We start from the raw sequence: 16531 nt of genomic DNA, 5'->3' as shown, positions 1-16531 counted from the left end.
ACCGCTTGGCAATTTACGAGAAGATGCTCATGTCAAACGGTCCTAATCATCGGAAGCAGGACGTCAAGACCAATTCCCGTATGCCAACGTGTAATGATAACCGAGAATTATCATTGCGAATTTGTCTGCACACGATCTGGCCGATCAAGACACTCTTTGTCGGGGGAACTGAAAGATTCATAATCGACACCGCAAAAGCTCTGAAGCGATATGGATTCGACGTTTTCGTACTTTGCTCAAATACAACTTATCAAACTGAAATCGAAGGTGTCGACGTTTTTGGGTGTATTCCAAGAATCTATCAGAATAGACTAACTGGATTTGAAAATAATCCAAATAAGTTAATCAAAGAAATTCTTTATGGAGAAGATTCTACGATTAATTCCATCCGTTCTCTTAATGAATTTGTTCGATTACAATTACAAGAATACTCATTTGACATTGTCCATCTGAATACATTCTCAGCGTCATTGTTCGACGATATCCCGCAAAACGCTATCCTAACGATTCATGAGAACCCAGAAGAACTTGATACATTTTGGCATGACGGCGCGTTTGCTGAGTTGGCCCGATTCATCCAATGCGGAGATCTTAAGCTACCGAGGTTTACATTCGCCCCTTCAAGACACTATGCAAGAGAGTACTCAAAATATTTCGGTCAAGAAGTGTTTCCTAACCCAATAGGTGTGCCTTGGACAAATATTGGAGACATCGGCTCAAGAAAGCAAAAACGAGGAAACAGGATACTACTCCCCGCCCGTTTATTCCCACAACAAAAGGGTCAGAACATTTTAATTGAAGCCCTGGGCTTGCTCAAGTCTCGAGGTCGGTCATTCAATACAACCCTTACCGGCGCTGACGACAGGTACATCGGTGAAGCAAAAATACTTCAAAATCGCTTAAATAAACTTAACCTGCGAAGCGAAGTACACATAAAGCAAACGAACAGTATCGAGGTTGAGTTCCAAAACCATGACATTTTAGTTTCGCCGGAACAGTATTGTTCCTACGGCATATCAATTCGGGAGGCCGCAGCTATGGGCCTAAAGCTAGTTCTCTCGAACATTCCACCTCATCATGAGATCGAGTATGGATCGCTCAATATTCAATACTTTGAAAAAAATAGTATTACTCAATGCGCTGATGCTATCGAAAGCGCATATCTAGAGCCTGAAACACCTATTGAAAAAACACTGCAATTTAGGCTGAAAAGCGATTTTGATGAATTTGCGAAGCGTTACGCTCAGCATTATCTAGATTTGCGAGCTAAAAGCATTTGAACGGAACAATACATTTTTTACCCGCTCAAAAGCACCAGGTTTAGTCATTTTCAGGTTTGGTTTCCCATCGTCTTCGACCGATAACTCGAAGTAAACAGCTGTTGGGAAATCATTTGCTGGGCAGATTAGTATTCTTCCCTTGATGACTTCCGCCTTGATACGAACACGGAGTTTTCTCCAGCCTCTGTCAGACGGAAAGATAAAATAATTATTATCGGCGCTTTGGAAGTATTTACAGATATCCAGCCTATGGGTTGTTCCGGGATTTATGTCTACTAGGTGAGGGTTTCCCAAATCCGCCCAACAAAGCGGTTCGTCTACCGGTTTATAATCGGCGCCTTTTGTAATGAACTGAGGGCGCGGGTTTTCAAACTTATAGTTTTCTTCGCGATACTCATGAAGGTTCTCATTTACGGCGCCTTCTTGAGGATCAATGATTTGCTCATCGGTGATACCGAATAGCGTGATCGTGCCTTTGCAGTTTTGTGCCGCCGTCCTTCCGGCATTGGCAATCCTGACAGAAACAAAAAAGCCATCTGGTTGCGTAAACAACACTTGATGCTGAATTCGGATTACCACCTTTGGCTTATCAAGATATCTGTAAAATTCTTTACCTACGAACCCGCCGACAAGGAAGCTGACCAATGGTGCAGCAAAAATTCCCAAATCAAGCATCATAATTCTCGGTTATCAGTAGGACAGCCGTTCGAAACGTCTGCCTAGGTTAAACTCGGGTATCACTCTATAGTTGCATGAGCTAGGAGTCACTACGAAATTCGCTTGCATTTTTGTTTGTATGCTGCTGTTCCAAAAGATTTTTTAGCGAAATCCTCTGCATCTAGCATTGGGGTTTTCAGTTGCCGGATTTGGCGACGGCTCCAGACATAGGAAGCGAGGACACATGTGCGACATTCTAATCAGCGAGTTCGAACTCTATTGCCGCGAACAACTGGGGCTAAGCCAACATAGCTTAAGGGCATACCGACAAGATTTGACTGCCTTTTCGAAGTTCAAGCAAAAAGTCAAATTGACCGGTCCCGTCTGCGCTTCCGACATCATCAACTACCAATGTGATCTTCGCGAAGAGCAAGGCTCAAGCCCGGCGACCATCCGTCGAAGGTTGGTAACGCTCAGATCTTACTTTCGCTGGCTTCAAGTAGCCGATCCAGAGTCCTTGTCGCCATTTGAAGGCTTACGTTTGGATATGAAGGTGCCGAAACGACTGCCGCGGCCAGTCGACCGACCCACACTCAGCGCTGTATTTCAATCAGCTCGCCACATTGTGCAGTTGGACCCTACTACGAAACAGGCCAATTCAAACGAGTTCTCGGCGATCCAGATCACTGGTTTGGTTACAAGACTTTTAGTTGTAACTGGTCTTCGTATTGGAGAACTCACTTCTTTGAGAGTCATTGATGTATCCGCTGCTGCGAGCCGCATTCGTGTTCGCGGCAAGGGTGATAGGGAGCGAACGGTATATGTGGCAAACGAAAATCTTTTGACAGATTTTCGTCATTTCTGGGAGGTTCGCCTAGACGTCGCTGGCTCACATGCGTGGCTGTTTACCAACTCGAGAGGGCGTCGATTGACTTCTCAGTCATATCGAAAAAGATTGAAATCACTTTCCAAGTCGCTTCGAATAGAACCTCATCTCACACCTCATCGCTTTCGACATTCGGCTGCAACTATGCTCATTGAGGAAGGAGTAGACATAAGACTTGTCCAACGTCTTCTCGGGCATGCAAGCATCGCGACAACAGAAGTTTACACCAAAGTATCCGACATTTCCTTGAGTTCAGCTATTGCAGGAGCCGACACGCTTGCGAAGGTAGACGCTTATTAAACATTATTCAAAAGCTTGACTAAAACACGCCCCGGTCCACAGGCCGGAGCACAGCTCAAATTAATCAAATGCTGTTGCAATGAGTTAACTACCACTGCGCGTCTGTCACGTAGAGAAACACTGGTCGATCTAATTGCCTAACACAGACAACACTAAACACACGGATTGTCGCGCGGAGGGCATCAACTTGGACCAGAGACCTGGTATGTCCTCCCGCGGGCGACGAAAGAACTGCTCATATTTTGAGCTGGGCGCATTTTGCTACACACCTCTCATTGGAGCAACCGAACTTCTATTGAAACCAGAAGATGTGATATAGTCGGGCATTTGAAGAAACTGGTTGTCACAAATGCGATTTTTTCTCATTTGCACCCTCTTTGCTCTTATGGGGGGCTCCCTGTTCTATGCACCGGATGGTAGTGTTCGGCTCGCTCGCCAGCTTCAATACGATGGCCGCCTCTATGAGGTTACTTCCGATGAAAGATCTAACCTAGAGGCATTTCTGAGCGAAATGGCAATTGTTACAGGATCGAATAAATCATTTTCGATCAATGCGCCTTATGATGCTCGACATATAAATCTCTATATTGTTGAAACTTCGGATGTTCCAGATACACCATTTCCTGTCGGGAATGCTGCCTACGTTTCCCACAGTGACATCATCTTTATTGACGCTAGCTATTTTCGGTTTGGCGCTGAACGAGTGTTCGCCGATCCTACGGACTCTCTAACCGCGGGCGTGCTCACGCCTTTGAGAGTCTACGCTTATTTCGTTCTCGCGCACGAATTCGGACATCGGAAACTTCACAGATCTATTTGGCCGGACATATTGGTTTGGGGCGATTTATGGCACAGGCGAGAATTAGAAGCCGACGACTTTGCTATCAAGATACTCAGCGCTCTTTACAGTTCTGAAGACAGCCGCCGTCAAGCGGGTATTCCCGAACCGGTCTCTTCTATGATCGGGCTGTTGGATGGAGAAGAAACATCCCTGCAGCGTCTCACGGACCATCTAGGATACGCTATTGCTTTTCTATCTGAAGAAGTTTTTGAAAATGCATTTCCTCTCTTGTCCCGCAGTGACACGCACCCGGCTTTTTTTGGGCGAATGTCGCGATTACTTGATCAGTTGGCAGCAGAAGCGCGCATTCTCGATGATCAGGAAGCACTCCGTCAGCTGCGCGTCATCAGAAGCATTATGTCCGCAACGGCCGCGCTGATGGAGTTAAAGCCGGCTGAAATAGAGCTGGAACACCCATTCCAATTCGCATTTCTTGATAATGAACACATTAGCATAGTTGGTAACGACAACACTGGGGTCCTGACCCGAAATCTTGATGACCTTTCCCCTGGGACGCTTATCCGAATAGAAAACAAGCCTCCGCAGCGCGAAGCCACGGTCCGCTATGCGTGGCCTGGCGCGACAGGCGAGACTTTGGTGCTGCGACGAGAAGGAACCTTAGAAGCAATCCGAAATTCAAGTGGCGCAGTGCTGAGTCAACGAACTCTCAACGGACAGTTTGGCGACAACAGTTGCGTGAAGCGTATCATCTTAGCGCCAGCGCCTGCCTCGTTCGTGTATGTATATTTCTGCGTGGAGGGTGTCGACCATGTTGCAACGCTCAATCGCAACAAAGAGACCGCTGCGTTTAATCTTCAAGAGTTGTCCAGTGACGCGCTTCAGGACGCCGGCCTGTTGGCAGCCCGTGCCACACAGCCAACGCTGCGTATCGTGGGATTTGATTTGGACGCCGCAGGCAGCCCCGCCCTTCACGTAGTTGCGGAAAACGCTCTTTTTCTCATTTTGCTGTCACAAACCTTCCACGTGCAATCTGTTCACAGGCTAGATTTTGATCCTGTAACCCTTCCCGAAAGTATGAACTTTCGCGGTGCGCGGATCACTCCCAAAACTTTTGTCACAGACGATGCCGGCAAATCATTTTTCCTAAGGGGATCACCACTTTTCAGAGAATTTGACTTGTTGGATGCTGGAGATATGAAGGCCGCGGCCTGGGCCGCGGTCGACCTTACACCTTCAATAGATGAACCGCGCTTGGCGCAGATCGTATCGATACGAAGTATTCATCTGTTAGGTGGCAACAGGATGATTGTAAATCTGGTTGAGGGTGGCGCCTACCTGATTAATTTTAACGCGAAGATGCTTGCTCCGCTCAATCGTCAAGGGTTTAGCCAGATGGAGCAAGTTCTTTCTAACGAGAGGGGAGATTGGATCTTGTATCGAAAATACGGCAACAGAATTTTGGTATTTAGGGAGGGCGACCGTGGGTAAGATTCTGAATATTAATATGGCGCGTGTTCTGGCGATTCTCGGACTGGTCTTTTGGGCCTATTATGTCATTCGCTACGTATTCGGCGTTCCGCTGTTTTTGGCAGATGGTGGTGCCCCGAGTCTTGGGGCTCAAATTGCCTTTCTCACTTATGGATATGTTACGTTACTTGGCGGCGTGTTTCTGGGAGTTGTCTATAAGGAGCTGAAGGCGGCAAGATCGCGGGGGAAGACCAAAGTGAATATTTGGTCTGTGCTCCGGGGGGCTTTCAAACAAATCGATTTTTGGATTGGTGTGTTCGCTTCCCCGGTTGTGTATGTTGTTCTACTTCAAGCAGTCGATCTAGAAAATATTTCCCTCGCAGGCATATTGGCCCTCACTCTCGTCGGTCTGCAAAATGGTTTTGTCTGTGAGACGCTTGCCGATTCTTTGTTTTCACAAGTTGACAAGACTAGCAAGCTTACCACGTCTTGAGTAATATTCCTTGAGCGGTCAAAGAAACTAACAACTGTCCGCAGGTCGATCAAATTTAAAATCTGGAGGTACCGCTCGGAGGTCACGACCATGGGGTCTGTCCTCATGAATTAAGTTTATGCTCTTTTTGTCTATAGAAACTCTTTGTAGTTAAAGTTGATCACTGAAAATTTCGGGCTAAGCTAGCATTGGCAGCGGCGCTCATCATTTAGGCAGCTCTGTTTTTGTAGGCAAAAATACGTTTCGAAGGCCCTTTATAAATCCCATAGGTCAGAAGGTCGTAAGTGTTAGAGAAACAAGAAATTTCGAACAAATGCGGATCATGATTGGCATCGAGAAATACACTTTCTCCTTCGCCGACGGGCCCTCTCTTGCGAGTTGTGGCATGTTCACAAACAGCTGCATAGGCGCTTTCCGTGGTCACACCAGGAAAACGTTCGATGAGTGCCTTTGACCTCGGGAAATACGCAACTTTTTCGTCACCAGCCTTTGCGCAGATTTCAGCGTGATAAGGATGGCGGCTGACTAGACCAAACGCAGGGCATAAAGGATCGCGCTCGCACACCATTTGCCAGAGCGTCGTGGTCAACGTGTTGCCGTAGCGCTTTCGGAGCTGATCAATCGTCTTCCAAGCAAATGTATGGTCCAGTGCCTCTGGCTGGAAACGTTCACCCATAAATATTAGGTGCCGACCACCATAGTTGGCTTCAGCCTCCATTGTCTGGTGAAAGGTCGGATTGAGCGTTGACTCGTTGTCTCCGAGAAGCAGCGAACGGTGCCACGGTAACAGATCGTGAGTAATTTCGTGAGCAATGATGAAGCGACGCTTGAGCGGTGGCACAGCATCATCATCAATGAAAATGCGTTTGTCACCTTCCTGCAGCATTAGCATTCCGCGCAAGCCATGCTCGCTGACGACATCAACCATACGTTTTGCGGAGCTAGAGATTACGTGGCCAGCCATCCGAGCTTTGTGTGCGATCTCATCTAAGAGATTAAGATCGGCCTTGCTATAGTAGGTGAGATCGAGTTTCTGCAACTCCCGTACTTGCTCCAATCGCAGGGGAGGCTCTGGATTGCCCAAGTCTCTGAGCAGCCGAGCGACGTGATCATGAATGTCACGTCGTTCATAGTCGCCGATCATTGGCTCTAATACTGCCATTCCTCATTTATCCTTATCCATCGAAGCCAGTACCTTTACAAAATCGTTAAACTCTCGGCGTTCCGATGTGCTTAGCTTCGATAGGTCTTCTGATCTGGCCGCAAAGCGATGTGCGGCAGCTGTGAGGTTATCATTTTGCGCACTTGAGGCAGCCGTTAGTAGCTCTATCGCTTTTGCGGGTACTTTAAGATGTATCGCAAGTTGATGGATGGTTCTAGGTTTTGGAATATAAGATGGATTTGTTTCGACCTGCTTTAGTTCTGCCTCATCCACACGAAGTTGCTCAGCAAGCTTGGCAATGCTCAGGCCCTCTTTGCGTCGTAACTGATAGACGAGCATATGTAGCACAAGTGACTTTTGCCCGGTTGTAGCGTCGGCCTGCTGCGGTGTACTTGAACCGGATTCCGTCTGATCTGATACAAATCGATGCAGCGGAGTCGTGTCGCGAAGTGGGAGACCCGCATCGCAATCAACATCCGGGTCATTTTCAATATGGCTGCGCAGCCAGTCATGGGTGAAATGAAGCTTCATAGTCGACTCCTCTTGTTTAGTGTTGCACGGATAAGAAGATTGCAGCCTGGCTCGCCGGAAGTTCAAAGTACCGTAGCCCCTCATGCACTCCTTCTTCGTCTAAACCGAGATCGCTCATGCCGATCGCATCTCGGTAAAATTGCTCTGCGGCAGGAAGTGAATGCAGGCCAACACGGCCTCCCATTTCCTCTTCCAGACTTAAGCTGACCGCTGTCGCTATAAGCACTCGGCCAGATCCTTTATAGGTTGGTTCAGCAACAAAACCGGGTCTATTCCACGGAGCTGTCGCGAGGAACTCAACATAAATCAACGGTTTGCGTTCATGCTCTACGTGGCGGCTAAAGCAATCGACGCCACCTTTTCGTGTCATCATGATCGCTTGCGTGTTGCCACCGCATTCCAGCACAAAGAAGTCGAACAAAAATGGATCGTTGATCGCTGCCAGTGCCTTCTTACCCCAATCCCAGTGGGCATCTTCAGCATTAATGCTTGCTAACGTTTGTCTTGTTTCTTTTGCCTCGTTGCGCCGGACTTCGAACATGGGACGCCACCGCCCCTCGATATGAGAAAGGTTGCTCATATCGAAGCCGTGAAAAAGCTCTGCGCCTTCGTATTGTCCCGTTGTGCGATTCAGCAGAAAAACGCGGTCGATTAGCTTCTTCATAAAACCATCAACTCTGCTTTTTCGGACTTGTCCGAATTCTCGACAAAAATCTTGTCACCGCGCGCAAGCCGTTCGTCAACAGACTTGTAAAGCCGCAGAGCCTGTCGGACTAACGCCGTTTTTGACAGGCCTTTTTCTTCGCACATTGTTTCTAAAACGCTCATTTCCATTTCCGAAAGATTGAGCGTCATTGTTCGTTTCATGATGTGTCTCCCCAACGTGTCAATAGTTTATAGCTATTATCACCATATTTGTCAAATAAAAAAACATCAAATAATAGCTAAATAATAGCTTGAAATTAGCCGTAAACTAAATATATGATGAATGCGCCACTTAAAATGGAGGTTGAAATGCCAGGAAGCGGAATTTACGCATTCGAAGTTGATGGACAGACCATCAGTACCAACGATCCCATCATTAATGGCCGCATGATCCGGTCGAGCGCGGGGCTAAATCCCGTAAGTGACTATGTGATCATTGAGCTGGGCTCTGCGACGTCTCGTTCATTGGGGCTGGAAGAATGGGTTGATCTGCGGGTGGCGCAGAATGCTCGCTACCTTTCGTTTGAAGGAGATCGCACCTATTCACTCACCATCAACGAACGTGGCTATGAATGGGGTGCTGAAGAGCTCTCTGCCAAGGACATTCGCCGCTATGCAGGTGTTCCCGATGATCACGAACTGATCCTTGATAGCCAGCGCGATCAGCCAATCGCAGACGATGAAATCATCAGGTTGAGCCGCAAAGGAGTCGAACGGGTCTTGTCAAGACTTCCGGCGATAATTTGCATCATTGTCAATACGATAGAAGAGTATGTCGAGCCGGGAAAGATTAGTTTTGAGGAGTTGGCCAAGCTCGCTTTTCCTGACAGCGAAGAAACTCCAAACACTGAATACACCGTCAGCTATCGCAAAGGGCGTCGTGACCAGCCAGAGGGCTCCTTGATTGCCGGTGAAAGCGTCAAATTGAAGAAAGGGATGATCTTCGATGTCTCGGAAACCGACAAATCTTAGAGCGGATGTCACACGCTTGATCGATGAGGGCTATGAGGCCTCAATCGAACAACAGCATCTCGTTCTTTACAACGTGCCATATGTAAACTCATCTGGCGCCGTAAAGAAGGGAACTCTGGTTAGCACACTCGAAGGATCGTTTGCTGAAACGACCCTTCGGGTCAGTGACCATGTGATTATGTTCGCGGGTGAATATCCATGTGATCGCAACGGTCGTCCACTTGAAACGATCCGAAATACAACTCGAGACGAAAACATTGCTGGTCGCTGGGTTGTTAATCACCGCTTTTCAAGCAAGCCAAAGAGAGGGTTCTACACCGACTACTACGAAAAGATGTCAACGTACGCAGCAATTTTGAGTAACCAAGCAGCTGCGCTGGATCCAACATCAACGCCCAAGAGCTTTCGGGTAATCGAAATGTCAGACGATTCGCCCTTCGTCTATTTTGACAATGCATCTGGTCGCTCTGGAATTAGTGCCGTCAGTCGAAAACTTGCAGGTCAAAGGGTCGCAATCGTCGGATTGGGTGGAACCGGTTCCTATCTGCTCGACTTGGTAGCGAAGACGCCAGTCGACGAAATTCACTTATTCGACGGTGATGTGCTCAAACAACACAATGCTTATCGCGCACCAGGTGCTGCATCTATTCACCAGCTCAAAGAGCAGCCGCTCAAGGTAGAATATCTGCAATCAATTTACCGAAATATGCATCGCGGAATAGTGGCACATGGTGAGTTCATTACATCAGAGAATATCGACTTGCTCCAAGGGTTTGACATCGTATTTCTCTGTCTTGATGCAAATGAAGTCAAAGCCACAATAATTGCGGGCCTGGAAGGCTTTGAGGCGTCATTCATTGACGTAGGAATAGGTGTAAACTTGGTTGACGAAGGGCTCACCGCTGCTGTCCGGACAACAACGAGTACGCCTGCAAATCGCGCTCATGTCCATAAGCGATGTCGTATCCCGATGCGTCATGCAGCGGGCAACAACGAATATGCGCGAAACATCCAGGTCAGTGAACTAAACATGGTCAATGCGGCACATGCCGTAATCCAGTGGAAGCAGCTCTGTGGTTTTTACCGCGATACTGAGCACGAGTTTCATTCGATCTTTCGCGTGGCCGACAACCACATTCTTAGTGAGGATATGGCGTGACGAAGATTGATCGACTGGAGCACCGCTTCGTAAAAAGTGCGCCCCGCGAACTTGAATCCGGGATTCTTTATGTCTCGTTTGAGTATGCGACGGTCCTTCATTTATGCGCTTGCGGGTGCGGTCGAAAAGTCGTCACTCCATTGTCCCCCAATGATTGGAAAATGACTTTCAACGGGCAAACCGTATCATTGCATCCCTCGATCGGTAGTTGGTCATTGCCCTGCCGCTCGCACTACGTTGTCCGCGATGGGCGTATTCGGTGGGCTGGTGCTTGGAGCGACGAGCAAATTCAACTAGGACGAGAAGCAGACCGACGCCGAAAGCGTCATCAGATGCAAACTGTGGCCAAAGATGATACGAATTCCGCGTCACCTGCTGTCGAACGATTAAATAGTGGTTCTCTTTTGAGCCGCATTATTTGCTGGTTCCAGCGGTGAAAGCTTTTAGATGCCGATCCGCTCAATCTCATCCAAACTAACTTAATCGGAACGTCGGTTACTCCGCACGGCCAGTAGATTGAGGAACGCCAAAGTTTTGATGACGAGCGAAAGTTGCAGTTGTTTACAACTTTTCGCTGCGAAGGCACTGTGGCCCATGGATTATCAGGAGTTGTTTCCAAATGCGCTTCGTACATGCGGCAGACTTTCATCTTGGCAAACCCTTCGGAAACTTTGACGAAGACACGCGCGCGGCATTGAAAGCCGCCCGTCTGGAGGCTTTGCGTTCAACCGGTGAGCTTGCCGTAAACCGTGGTGCGGATTTTGTCGTCGTTGCAGGTGATACCTTCGACGCTGGCGCGCCACCTTCTAGGCTTGTGAAACGCGTCTTGGACGCAATGGCTTCTTTTCCGGATGTGACCTGGGTCTGGATGCCTGGAAATCATGACTCCCTTGCTGCGGTCGACCTTTGGGAACGCATTGAGCGGGACAAGCCGGACAATGTCATTCTGGCAACCTACGCAGAGGTGATTGATATCGGGCAAGACGTGGCAATCCTCCCAGCACCGCCATCGGTCAAGGCTCCAGGATACGATCTGACCGATTGGATGGGTTCCGCCGACACCGGCAATCGGATCCGAATTGGCCTCGCACATGGTGGCGTGACCGATTTCGGATCAGAGGATGGTGGGCTTGCGACGATACCTCCCGATCGAGCCGAACAGTCAGATTTGGATTATCTCGCCCTCGGCGACTGGCACGGTCAAATGCGCATTGGCCCACGCACCTGGTATTCAGGAGCACCGGAAGCGGATGGGTTTAAGGGGCAAGCGGCAGCCGGAGTTTTGCTGGTAGAAGTCGATGCGCCCGGTGAAGCGCCGCGAGTTGAGCAAGTTCCCATTGGACAGTACCAATGGCATCGAATTGAAACGGACTTCTTTGCCGGCAGCGACCCCGTCGAAGTCCTGGAAGAGACGCTCCCCAAGTTCGATCGCGAGCTTGTGCTTGTGCGTTTCGTCGGAACAGGGCGTCTGGGACTGTCTGAACTCGCCGCTCTGCGAGAGGCTTGCGACAAAGTCGCGGACGATTTCCACTTTTTCGAAGCCAATCTAAGGAATGTGGGGATCGAGCAGAATGCCCATGATTTGAACCTGATCGCGGAAGGCGGTGCGTTGCGAGTGGCCGCAGAAAATATTTTCGCCGAGACCTCTATCGAGGGGCGAACAGAAAATGATGCCCGCATCGCGCGGTTGGCCCTTTCGCACCTTTTCCACCTGGCGCAAGAGGTGACGAAGTGAAGCTCCGCAAATTGACGCTTCGAAATGTTCGTCGCTTCGCCGGCAAGACGGCTATCCTCGGCCCGTTTGGAGACGGCCTGACGACGATAACTGCGGAAAACGAAAGCGGGAAAAGCACGTTCTTCGATGCGCTTCACGCATTGTTTTTTCATGACTACGGATCCGGGAAACGAGAGCTGAAAGAGATGCAACCCTATTCGGGTGGAGCGATGCGGATCTCAGCCGAGGTCGAAATCGACGGCGCGGAATACCTGATTGAAAAGGTCTTCAACCTGAAGAAGGCGGGTTCGTCGGCGATGATCACCGCCCTGGCCACCGGCACGGTCCTCAAACAGGCAGACGATGCAGAGCAGTGGATCCAACAGAACATCCTGACCACGAAAAAGGGCCCTGTTGGGCTTCTTTGGGTACGGCAGGGTACTGTCGGGGTGGATGCTGACGCGAAGAACGCAGCGGAAGGCATTGATGCACGGCGGGACGTGATGTCCAGTGTTCGTGGTCAGATTGATGCCATCACCGGCGGACGACAGATGGACAACATTCTACAGCGGTGCAAGCAAGAGTTTGATGCCATCAGTACCAAGCAGGACAAGCCGAAGGCCGGCAGCCGGTGGAAAGAGGCAGAAGACCGGGTGGAGCTTCTTCGTGAAGAGCGAGAGAAGCTAGCTCGGTCCGTAGATGCATTAAGGCACGATCTCGATATGAAGAAGCGCGTTACGGCTCGCCTGCATGAACTCCACGATCCGGAATTGCGACAGCAGCGAAAAGGCGAAATTGAGGACGCAGCTGAGGCGCTGGATGCGGCGCGTGAACACGACCGGGAAATTCAGGACATCGATAAAGATCTTCAGCTCTTGCTGGGTGAGGAGCGGGATCTTGACCGCGATATCGCGATTATCACCGACGTGCAAAAGCGACGCGAATCCGTTGCAGAAGCGATCGAGGAAAAGGAACACGCTGTCAGCGCAGCGACCCATTTAAGATCCGAGGCTCAAGACGCCTTAAATAAGGCGCAGGATGTTATCTCACATAAAGAGGGAGAGCGACGCACACAAATTGATTCTCTAGCGTTGGCAAGACAGACCGAGCGCAAGAAGGCTAAACGGAAACGACTGTCAGCACTTTATGATCTTCGACAGCAATTGCAGGAACCAAGAAAGCGGCTCGAAGAGGCCGAGGACATCTTGCAGGGTGTCGAAGTGACAAAGGCTGTTGTGGACAGGTTGTCCGACCTGGAGCGGCGGCGCGACATTGCTATCGAAAAGCGAAAGATTCACTTCTCCAGCTTTGTCGTTAAAGGGGATCAGTCAACGGCGAGCATCGAGGGAACAGAGCTTCCAAACGGCGAGCCGTGCCTCATCGACCACCCCCTGGATGTGTCTTTACCGGGATTTGGTTCGATCTTTTTGCGACCTGCCGAAGGTTCGGGACAGGGGCTCGAAAATCCCGATGCCTTGCAAGAGGAATTGGAAACAGGTCTGAGTACACTTGGTTTGGATGACGTTAAGGCAGCATGGAAGGCCCATGAAGCGCGTCAAAGGGCTTCGCAGGAAAAACAGACTGCACAAGCGCAAGTGCGGGCGATGGCGCCTGATGGCGTGGAAGTGCTTGAAATGGAGTGGCGTAAACTTTGCTCGGAGCTTGGGCACCCGACCGAAAAAACGGCACCAGCGGTGTCCGATGATTTAATAGATGGAGAGCCCACTTCAGAGGCGATCGAGAAGGCGATCGCGGACCTTGAAGACGAATTGGATGAGCTTCGCAACGGACTACCGGCGTTACAACGCTATCTGACCGAAGTAACCGGAGCCCTGACAGAAGAAGCAGTTCTTCTGAAAAGGTTGCGTACGGACAAGGCAGAGCTTGTTGCTCCGGCTGATGAAGAACAACAGCTTCAGACGCTCAACAAGTCCAAGATTGATAAGGCGAAAAAAGTGGCAGAGGTACGCGAGGCACTCAAGGTCCTCCGAGAGAGCGCTCCCGATCTTACTGCCGCAAAGGCTGCGTATGAACGGGTGCAGAAGGCAGACGAGCAAGACGCGAAGGAGATCAATCGGCACGAAAAGGAACTTGCTCGACTAAATGGGGCAATCCAAACACAGTCAGAGGGTGCTGTTGAGGAACAGCTCGCTGAAGTCACAGGCAAGCTTGCGCGCGCCGAGGACAGGGCAACGCAATTCGCTAGCCACGCAAAGGCGTTAAAATTGCTGGTCAATCACCTCGAGGCGGCCAGGGCGGACGCGCAGGAGACCTATTTTGAGCCGATCCGGAACGAACTGCTGCCTTTATTGCGCCAACTGCACGCGGGTGCCGAGTTCCAGATCGATGCTGAAAGACTGCTGATTGAGACGATCACCCGGAACGGCGTGACGGACAGGGTAGATGTTCTTTCAGGTGGCGCATTTGAACAGATTGCTGTCCTAACGAGGCTTGCCTTTGCGAAACTATTCGCGAAACAAGGCAGTCATGTTCCCATTATTCTCGATGACGCCATCGTCCACACGGATGACGAACGCATTTCAACGATGTTCAATATGCTGGCCCAGGTTGCGCGGGATCAGCAAATCATCGTTCTGAGTTGTCGCACGCGGGCGTTCTCCGACCTTGGTGGAGAGCGGGCTTTCATCACTGAAGCCGATGAAAAAGCCGAAGATCGCTGCACTGTCGCCTGATCACTACAGTGCAGCCATGGTCGCTGTTCAGCGAACCCGCAGCTTTTTTCAGGACGCCTCACATTTACACGTTTGTCCTTATGTCGGATTTCATGCCCATTGCGTACTTGGGAATGGAGGCTGTTTTGGGAGTACATCGTGAGCCCCATATGGCGTCCCTACCCTTGTCGCGGCTTTGGAGGCTGAGGTGGACGCGGCCGATGTCGATTACGTCGCGCGCTTTTACAAGGGCGGGGATCCTGCAACCGAAGTAATGGGTGTTCGGATGAACTCCAGCAGCTCTGTCCCGCTAAGCGGTCCTTCGCCCCGAGTGCAACGAAGGTCCGCTTGCCGCCCTTCCCAGACCCTTACTCGAGCTTCAAGAAACGTATGCTTTTGGGGATGGGCCGGAAAGCACCAAATTTCCGAAGTGTCGGCGCGAAGTAGACGTCGAATGCCGAGGCAATTTGTCTAAACGATTCCCCAGACCCTGAACCGCCCCCTGCCTGTGAGCTCTCGCAAATTCAGCTCCTCAACAAGGCGTAGCGCGGCCTGCGGCGTCACGCCTATCTCCTTTGCAATCATGCTGGCCGACACCATTGGTCGCGACAGCACCAGATCGACGAGCGCCGGCAGCTTTGACGATCGTCGCCGGCCTTTCAATCGATACTCCAAAGTCTGCCTCGCAAGCACAAGCTTGTCGTGTTCCTTGAGCCCGAACTCGGCCGCAGCGGTCAGCGCGGATAAGAGCGCCGTTAGCCGGGTCTCCAGATTTCTGCTGGTTCTCTTGTCCCGCTCGATCAGCTTCAGACCGAGATTTACCGTCGCCAGATGTCCTGCGGATGTCAGGCCTGCTTCCAACAGACTGCTGGCGGCCAGAAGCCGGCCAAGCCAGGGCGTGCGCTCCAGAACATCCAAAAAATTCCAGGCGTCGAGCAAAAGGACAGCGCGCAGAACGGGCGGCATGTTTTCTGTTCTGCGCAGAACCTCCCGCCATTCGGCCAAACGGTCTTCTTCATTCCAGTCCGGATCGTAGACGATTTCAGCACGTTGCCATGGGGATTCACGCTGGGGAACAGGTGCGCCGGACAGAATCGCCGTGCTGCGTTCGAGCACCGCGTCCAGGGCTGCCAGGTCCTGCGCCAGCGGATCGACCTGATCAGATGCCGTTTCGACCTGCGGATCCGAGTGCGTCGAAACTTCGGTGCCCCCCCTCCCCTCTTCTTCTTTTTCCTGGAAATCCTCGGCACCGCGCAGCGCCAAAAACCCCTCAGGGCTGAGGGCCCAAGTAGGTGGATGGCGCAAGATCTTTTTGCGAGCGCGCAACACCGCGTGGGCAATGGTCAGCTCATGGGTTGGCGAGCGAATGTCCCGGGACGCATCGTGCAGCACCAGGTCTTCCATATGAACCAGTTCGCCGTCGATCCAGAGCGAGGCGCAGGCGTCAACGAAGTGCAGCCGTTCGAGGCACCCGGGCCCGAGTGGTGAATTTTTGAGGCGCTCGTCGAGGCGGACGAGTGCGGCGGTTGCCTCGGCGATGGGCTGCAGCAGGGCGCGAACCGGAATTTTAGTCAGATCGTAAGCCATTGATTTTTTGTTACTTGATTTGCTTAATGAACGCTATATAGCAAAAAAGTTTCAGTACAGTGATACACCAAAAACACAGTCTATGACTATCGATAAGTAACCCTTATCGATGGTTATTGATTTCAGCGCCCTTCTCGCTATAAT

15 protein-coding genes are annotated in these 16531 nt (G+C 50.6%); 9 read left to right on the top strand and 6 right to left on the bottom strand.

Annotated elements, in window-relative coordinates; all coding sequences use genetic code 11:
- On the top strand, positions 1–1280 hold a 1280-nt coding region (locus tag ABVF61_RS31555; protein ID WP_353997578.1), incomplete at its 5' end, for a glycosyltransferase family 4 protein.
- On the opposite strand, the gene ABVF61_RS31550 is transcribed toward ABVF61_RS31555, so the two are convergent.
- Positions 1254–1955 carry a hypothetical protein gene (locus tag ABVF61_RS31550; RefSeq protein ID WP_353997577.1) on the bottom strand — a complete coding sequence of 234 codons (702 nt, stop codon included), beginning with the start codon at positions 1953–1955 and terminating at the stop codon, positions 1254–1256. The genes ABVF61_RS31555 and ABVF61_RS31550 overlap by 27 nt on opposite strands.
- Positions 1956–2181: 226 nt before the next feature.
- Here ABVF61_RS31550 and ABVF61_RS31545 point away from each other — a divergent pair, with 226 nt between their 5' ends.
- The 3 genes from ABVF61_RS31545 to ABVF61_RS31535 all read left to right on the top strand — a co-directional run bounded on the left by ABVF61_RS31545 (position 2182) and on the right by ABVF61_RS31535 (position 5885).
- Positions 2182–3123, top strand: coding sequence for a tyrosine-type recombinase/integrase (locus tag ABVF61_RS31545; protein ID WP_353997576.1), 942 nt, complete (start codon positions 2182–2184; stop codon positions 3121–3123).
- 349 nt (positions 3124–3472) lie between these two features.
- A complete protein-coding gene (locus ABVF61_RS31540; RefSeq protein ID WP_353997575.1) occupies positions 3473–5413 on the top strand; it encodes an ImmA/IrrE family metallo-endopeptidase in 1941 nt (646 codons plus the stop codon).
- Positions 5406–5885 carry a hypothetical protein gene (locus ABVF61_RS31535; protein ID WP_353997574.1) on the top strand — a complete coding sequence of 160 codons (480 nt, stop codon included), beginning with the start codon at positions 5406–5408 and terminating at the stop codon, positions 5883–5885. Before ABVF61_RS31540 ends, ABVF61_RS31535 begins: the two co-directional genes overlap by 8 nt.
- A 208-nt stretch (positions 5886–6093) precedes the next feature.
- On the opposite strand, the gene ABVF61_RS31530 is transcribed toward ABVF61_RS31535, so the two are convergent.
- Genes ABVF61_RS31530 through ABVF61_RS31515 form a run of 4 tightly spaced genes read right to left on the bottom strand, consistent with a single transcriptional unit; the run spans position 6094 to position 8433 of the window.
- Positions 6094–7047 carry an ImmA/IrrE family metallo-endopeptidase gene (locus tag ABVF61_RS31530; protein WP_353997573.1) on the bottom strand — a complete coding sequence of 318 codons (954 nt, stop codon included), beginning with the start codon at positions 7045–7047 and terminating at the stop codon, positions 6094–6096.
- 3 nt (positions 7048–7050) lie between these two features.
- Positions 7051–7578 carry a helix-turn-helix domain-containing protein gene (locus tag ABVF61_RS31525; RefSeq protein WP_353997572.1) on the bottom strand — a complete coding sequence of 176 codons (528 nt, stop codon included), beginning with the start codon at positions 7576–7578 and terminating at the stop codon, positions 7051–7053.
- A 16-nt stretch (positions 7579–7594) separates the two neighbouring features.
- A complete protein-coding gene (locus ABVF61_RS31520) occupies positions 7595–8242 on the bottom strand; it encodes a hypothetical protein (protein ID WP_353997571.1) in 648 nt (215 codons plus the stop codon).
- A complete protein-coding gene (locus ABVF61_RS31515) occupies positions 8239–8433 on the bottom strand; it encodes a ribbon-helix-helix protein, CopG family (protein WP_353997570.1) in 195 nt (64 codons plus the stop codon). Before ABVF61_RS31515 ends, ABVF61_RS31520 begins: the two co-directional genes overlap by 4 nt.
- Before the next feature lie 159 nt (positions 8434–8592).
- On the opposite strand from ABVF61_RS31515, the gene ABVF61_RS31510 reads away from it, so the two are divergent.
- From ABVF61_RS31510 to ABVF61_RS31490, 5 genes are all read left to right on the top strand, one after another.
- Entirely contained in the window at positions 8593–9255 is a 663-nt protein-coding gene (locus ABVF61_RS31510; protein WP_353997569.1) for a multiubiquitin domain-containing protein, read from the top strand.
- 16 nt (positions 9256–9271) lie between these two features.
- Positions 9272–10414 (top strand): ThiF family adenylyltransferase, encoded by a 1143-nt coding sequence (locus ABVF61_RS31505; RefSeq protein WP_353997568.1) that lies wholly within the window; start codon positions 9272–9274, stop codon positions 10412–10414.
- Entirely contained in the window at positions 10411–10851 is a 441-nt protein-coding gene (locus ABVF61_RS31500) for a ubiquitination-like system serine protease family protein (protein WP_353997567.1), read from the top strand. The genes ABVF61_RS31505 and ABVF61_RS31500 overlap by 4 nt, the downstream gene beginning before the upstream one ends.
- Positions 10852–11033: 182 nt before the next feature.
- Positions 11034–12149, top strand: coding sequence for a metallophosphoesterase family protein (locus tag ABVF61_RS31495; protein ID WP_353997566.1), 1116 nt, complete (start codon positions 11034–11036; stop codon positions 12147–12149).
- The gene (locus tag ABVF61_RS31490; RefSeq protein ID WP_353997565.1) at positions 12146–14821 is read left to right on the top strand and encodes an AAA family ATPase; all 2676 of its coding nucleotides are present in this window, start codon (positions 12146–12148) and stop codon (positions 14819–14821) included. Before ABVF61_RS31495 ends, ABVF61_RS31490 begins: the two co-directional genes overlap by 4 nt.
- Positions 14822–15271: 450 nt before the next feature.
- Here the strand turns inward: ABVF61_RS31490 and ABVF61_RS31485 are convergent, their stop codons facing one another.
- The gene (locus ABVF61_RS31485; RefSeq protein WP_353997564.1) at positions 15272–16387 is read right to left on the bottom strand and encodes an RHE_PE00001 family protein; all 1116 of its coding nucleotides are present in this window, start codon (positions 16385–16387) and stop codon (positions 15272–15274) included.
- Between the last annotated feature and the right edge of the window lie 144 nt (positions 16388–16531).

It is taken from the genome of Roseibium sp. HPY-6 (assembly GCF_040530035.1).
Classification (GTDB): Bacteria; Pseudomonadota; Alphaproteobacteria; order Rhizobiales; family Stappiaceae; genus Roseibium.
This window is presented reverse-complemented; position numbering and strand designations above follow the sequence as displayed.